This window comes from Thiobacillus sp. (assembly GCF_024708915.1).
The window spans coordinates 1-5257 of sequence record NZ_JANJXQ010000184.1 but is presented as its reverse complement, the minus strand read 5'-3'; the positions used below and the strand labels follow the sequence as shown (position 1 = coordinate 5257).

5 protein-coding genes and 1 riboswitch are annotated in these 5257 nt (G+C 67.5%); of the genes, 3 read left to right on the top strand and 2 right to left on the bottom strand.

Going from position 1 to position 5257, the window contains the following annotated elements:
- Positions 1–1437, bottom strand: a 1437-nt coding sequence (gene thiC, locus Q0L94_RS12770; RefSeq protein ID WP_296753780.1) for a phosphomethylpyrimidine synthase ThiC, incomplete at its 3' end; no start/stop codon positions are given.
- A 121-nt stretch (positions 1438–1558) separates the two neighbouring features.
- Positions 1559–1665: riboswitch (TPP riboswitch) on the bottom strand.
- A gap of 72 nt (positions 1666–1737) precedes the next feature.
- Here thiC and Q0L94_RS12765 point away from each other — a divergent pair.
- Genes Q0L94_RS12765 through Q0L94_RS12755 form a run of 3 tightly spaced genes read left to right on the top strand, consistent with a single transcriptional unit; the run spans position 1738 to position 4052 of the window.
- Positions 1738–2391: a protein-L-isoaspartate O-methyltransferase gene (locus Q0L94_RS12765; RefSeq protein ID WP_296753778.1), complete on the top strand. Its 654-nt coding sequence runs from the start codon at positions 1738–1740 to the stop codon at positions 2389–2391.
- A gap of 3 nt (positions 2392–2394) precedes the next feature.
- On the top strand, positions 2395–2712 hold the full coding sequence (locus Q0L94_RS12760; RefSeq protein ID WP_296753776.1) for a rhodanese-like domain-containing protein: 318 nt from the start codon (positions 2395–2397) through the stop codon (positions 2710–2712).
- Between the two features lie 26 nt (positions 2713–2738).
- Positions 2739–4052, top strand: a complete 1314-nt coding sequence (locus Q0L94_RS12755; protein WP_296753775.1) for a TolC family outer membrane protein — start codon at positions 2739–2741, stop codon at positions 4050–4052.
- 48 nt (positions 4053–4100) lie between these two features.
- Here Q0L94_RS12755 and waaA read toward each other — a convergent pair.
- Positions 4101–5257: lipid IV(A) 3-deoxy-D-manno-octulosonic acid transferase (gene waaA, locus Q0L94_RS12750; protein WP_296753774.1), on the bottom strand; the 1157-nt coding region annotated here is incomplete at its 5' end.

Genomic DNA, 5257 nt, shown 5'->3' with positions numbered 1-5257 from the left:
GGTCAAGGGGCCCAAGGTGTAGAACGGCGCTTCGGAACAGGATTCCAGTTGGATGTCCATGTTCTCCTTGATCAGCTGCATCGGCACGTGGCCGGGGCCTTCGATCATCACCTGCACGTCGTGCTTCCACGCCACCTGGGTCAGCTCGCCGAGCGTCTTCAGTTCGGACAGCTGCGCCTCGTCGTTGGCGTCGTAGATCGAACCGGGGCGCAGGCCGTCGCCCAGGCTGAAGGCGACGTCGTAGGCCTTCATGATCTCGCAGATGTCCTCGAAGTGGGTGTAGAGGAAGCTCTCCTTGTGGTGCGCGAGGCACCACTTGGCCATGATCGAGCCGCCGCGCGAAACGATGCCGGTCAGGCGGTTGGCGGTCATCGGCACGTAGCGCAGCAGCACCCCGGCGTGGATGGTGAAGTAGTCGACGCCCTGCTCGGCCTGCTCGATCAGGGTGTCGCGGAACATTTCCCAGGTCAGCTCTTCCGCACGGCCGTCGATCTTTTCCAGCGCCTGGTAGATCGGCACGGTGCCGATGGGAACCGGCGAATTGCGGATGATCCACTCGCGCGTCTCGTGGATGTTCTTGCCGGTGGAGAGATCCATCACGGTGTCGCCGCCCCAGCGGATCGCCCAGGTCATCTTCTCGACTTCTTCCTGGATGCTGGAACCGAGTGCGGAGTTGCCGATGTTGGCGTTGATCTTCACCAGGAAATTGCGGCCGATGATCATCGGCTCGGATTCCGGGTGGTTGATGTTGTTGGGGATGATGGCGCGGCCGCGCGCGATTTCACTGCGCACGAACTCGGGGGTAATCTCGTTCTGCAGCATCGCGCCGAAGTTCTGCCCGGGATGCTGGCGGTTCATCAGCGCGGCGAGCTTCTCGCCCTGCGGGCCGGAGGCCTTCAGCGATTCCAGGTAGGCGGCGCGGTTGTTGTTCTCGCGGATGGCTATGAATTCCATTTCCGGCGTGACGATGCCTTGCTTCGCGTAATGCATCTGGCTGACGTTCATGCCGGCCCGGGCGCGACGCGGGGTGCGGGCAAGGCCGGGAAAGCGCATCGCGGCGAGCGCCGGGTTGGCCGCCTGCTGGCGGCCGTATTCCGAACTCAGGTCGCCCAATACCTCGGTGTCGCCGCGCGCCTCGATCCAGCGCGTGCGCAGCGCCGGCAGGCCGGCGCGGATGTCGATTTTCGCCGCCGGGTCGGTGTAGGGGCCGGAGCAGTCGTAAACGAAAATCGGCGGATTGGGCTCCGAGCGGGTGCCGCCGGAGCCGGATTCGCCGCTGAACATCAAGGGCGTATCGGCCTGGCTGATTTCGCGCATCGGCACACGGATATCGGGCTGGCTGCCCTCGACGTAGATCTTGCGCGAGTTGGGCAGGGGCTGCACCGCGGCCTCGTCGACGTGGGCAGTGGCAGCGAGAAATTGAGGGTTGGCGTTCATGTGGCGCTCCGGAAAACAGGAGGCGTCCGATCGGCCTCGCTGGATAACAATGGAGGCTGGGGATCAGCCTCGCTAAATTCGACGCAGGAGGCTGTGGACCAGCCTCGCGAGTTCAACGAGGGAGGCTGTACGTCAGCCTCCCTACGGCGGTCTCAACCGCATCAGGTTCGAAGGGTATATCTCACTCCAGCCGGTGCAACCGCCGACTGGAGACCCCTGGCAAGCGGTTCAAGGTAGCCGAAATGTGGAATAATTGCAAGGCAATACCCCATCTAACTTATTGATATTCAAGGGCACCGCATGGACATGGAACAGGCGCGCTACAACATGGTGGAACAGCAGATCCGCCCCTGGGATGTACTGGATCAGGATGTGCTCGACCTCTTGTTCAAGGTGCGCCGCGAGGATTTCGTGCCGCAGGCGCACCGTGCACTGGCCTTCGTCGACATGGAAATTCCGCTTGGCCACGGCCAGGCGATGTGGACGCCCAAGCTGGAAGCGCGCGCCATCCAGGAACTGGCGATCCGCGCCACCGACCGCGTGCTGGAAATCGGCACCGGCAGCGGCTATCTCACCGCCCTGCTGGCGGCCGAAGCCGCCGCGGTGGTGTCGGTCGACATCGTGCCGGAATTCACCGCCGCAGCGACGCAGAAGCTGCACGCGCATGGCTTCGGCAACGTGACGCTGCACACTGGCGACGCCGCCCGCGACTGGCCCGACGAAGCCGGTTTCGACGTGATCGTGCTGACCGGCTCGACTCCGCTGCTGGCGGACGCCTTCCGCCGCCGCCTCCGGGTGGGCGGGCGGCTGTTCGCGATTGTCGGGGAGGCGCCCGTCATGGAAGCGCAGCTCGTCACCTGCACTGCGCCCGGCGCCACCCGCAGCGTGACCCTGTTCGAAACCTGCGTGGCGCCCCTGCAAAATGCGCTGCATCCGGCCGCATTCGTATTCTGAGCCATGCGCCAGTTGCGCCCCGCCGAACTCGCCGCCCAGCTGCAGACCGGACACGCGCCGGTGCTGCTCGACGTGCGCGAGCCGTGGGAATGGAATCTCTGCCATCTGCCCGACGCCATCCTGATCCCGATGCGCGAACTGCCCGCGCGCCTGCATGAACTGGATAAAGACGCCGAAACCGTGGTCATCTGCCATCATGGCGTGCGCAGCTATCATGCCGCCCGCTATCTGGAGACACTGGGTTTCGGCGACGTGGTCAACCTGTCGGGCGGCGTGGCCGCTTGGGCCGACGAGGTCGATCCGGCCATGCCGCGCTACTGACTCCCGATACAAGAACTGGATCCATCATGCAATTCAAGCCCCTGTTTCTTGCCCTGACGCTGGCACTGGCGCCCGCCGCCCACGCAGCGAACCTGTCCGACGTCTTCCGCGACGCGCAGGCCTACGACGCCCAATACGCCGCCGCCCGCGCCGCCTGGCTGGCCGGCCAGGAAAAGGCCGCGCAGGGCCGCGCCGGCCTGCTGCCCAACGTCAACCTGGGCGGCAACCTGCGCTACAACAATGTGGATTCCAGCCTTAGCGGCGGCGACGCCGACTTCGCCTCCAACGGCCTGTCGGTCAACGCCGCGCAGCCGCTGTTCCGCCGGCAGAACCAGGTGCTGTACGAACAGTCCAAGGGGCAGGTGAAAATCGCCGGGATGCAGTTCCAGGTGGCCGAGCAGGATCTGATCCTGCGCATCGCGCAGGCCTATTTCGACGTGCTGCAATCGCAGGACAACATCGACTTCATCAATGCGCAAAAGGCCGCCATCGCCGAACAGCTGGCCGCCGCCAAACGCAACTTCGAAGTCGGCACCGCCACCATCACCGACACCCACGAAGCGCAGGCACGCTACGACCTCGCGGTGGCGCAGGAAATCGCCGAACAGAACAGCCTCGACATCCGCCTGCGCACGCTGGAAAAGCTGGTCGGCAAGCCGGCCGGCGCGCTCGACGCGCTGATCGAGCCGGCGCAGTTGAAGGCCGAATCCGGCAACATCGACGAATGGGCCGCGCGCGCCGCCGACGGCAACCTGCAGGCCGAGATCCAGCGCATCGCCAAGGCCATCGCCGACCAGGAAGTCGAACGCAACCGCGCCGGCCACTACCCCACGCTCGATGCAGTGGCCGGCTACACCGTCAACAACAACCAGAATTTCGGCACCACGCAGGTGGACACCCGCATCGCCAGCATCGGGCTGGAACTCAACCTGCCGATCTACCAGGGCGGGCTGACCAGTTCGCGCGTGCGCGAAGCCGTCGCCAACCAGGAAAAGGCGCGCCAGGATCTGGAAAACGCCACCCGCGAGGCCAGTCTGCAGGCCCGCCAGGCCTGGCTCAACGTCAGCAGCGGCGTCGCCCGCGTGCAGGCGCTGGAACAGGCGCTCACCTCCAGCAAGGCGCAGCTCGAATCCACCAAGCTCGGCCTGCAGGTCGGCGTGCGCACCAACCTCGACGTGCTCAACGCCGAGCAGCAGGTGCTGTCCGCGCGCCGCGACCTCGCCGGCGCACGCTATGCCTACCTGCTGTCCGGGCTGTCGCTCAAGGCCGCCGCCGGCAGCCTCGGCCCGGCTGACCTGGCTGAAATCGACCGCCACCTGAAACCCGCGACGCCGCAATAAGCGGGCCGCTCTCGCCCCTGCCGGAGGCCCGCCCCGGGCCGCTTGCGATCAGCGGGCCCTCAGCAGCGGCGCAACCAGCTCCGCCACCCGCGCCGCCGCGCCGCGATGGCGCGCGGCAAACGCCAGTCCGGCCGCACCCATGCGGGCACGCGCCGCATCATCGTTCAGCAGCTGCAGCGCCTTCTCCAGCATATCGCCCGCCTCGCTCACCCGCAGCGCCGCGCCCGCCTCGATCGCCCGCCGCGTCGCCTCCTCGAAGTTGAAAGTGTGCGGCCCCACCAGCACCGGCCGCCCCACGCTCGCCGCCTCGATCAGGTTCTGCCCGCCCAGCGGCAACAGGCTGCCGCCGACGAAGGCGACGTCGCACGCGGCGTAATACGCGAACAGCTCGCCGAGGCTGTCGCCCAGCAGCACCCGCGTGCCGGCGTGCAGTTGCGCCCCGTCCAGTGCGCTACGCCGCTGACATGCCAGTCCCGCCGCTTCGATCAACCCGGCCACCGCGTCGAAACGCTGCGGATGGCGCGGCACCAGAACCAGCAGCACCGCGGCCGGCGCGGCTTCGGCGAACGCGCGCAGCAGCGGCGCCTCCTCGCCTTCGCGCGTGCTTGCCGCCAGCAGCACCGGACGCTGTCCCCATTGCGCCTTCCAGGCCGCGCCGCGTTCGAGCAGCGCAGGCGGCGGCGTGATGTCGAACTTGAGATTGCCGGTGACGTGCGCCGACGCGGCGCCCAGCTCGAGCAGGCGCGCGGCGTCGGCCTCGCTCTGCGCGGCGACGGTGGCGATGCGCGCGAGGCACGCCCGCGTCAGCGCAGGCAGCCGCGCGTAGCCGCGCGCCGAGCGTGCCGACAGCCGCGCGTTCGCCAGCACCATGGGAATCCTCTGGCGCGCCGCGGCATCGATCAGGTTAGGCCACAGCTCGGTCTCCATCAGGATGCCGGCACGCGGCTGCACGCGGCGCAGGAAGCGCCGCACCAGCCAGGCGTAGTCGTAGGGCAGGTAGACGATGTGCGCGAAGCTGCCGTACAGCGCTTCGGCGGTGGCGCGTCCGGTCGGCGTCATGCAGGTGAGCAGCACGGGGGCATCCGGATGCGCGGCGCGCAGGGCGGCGACCAGCGGCTGCGCGGCGCGCATCTCGCCGACCGACACCGCATTAATCCACAGCGCCCCGCAAACCGGCGCGGGACCGCGTGCCAGCCGCTCGTTCC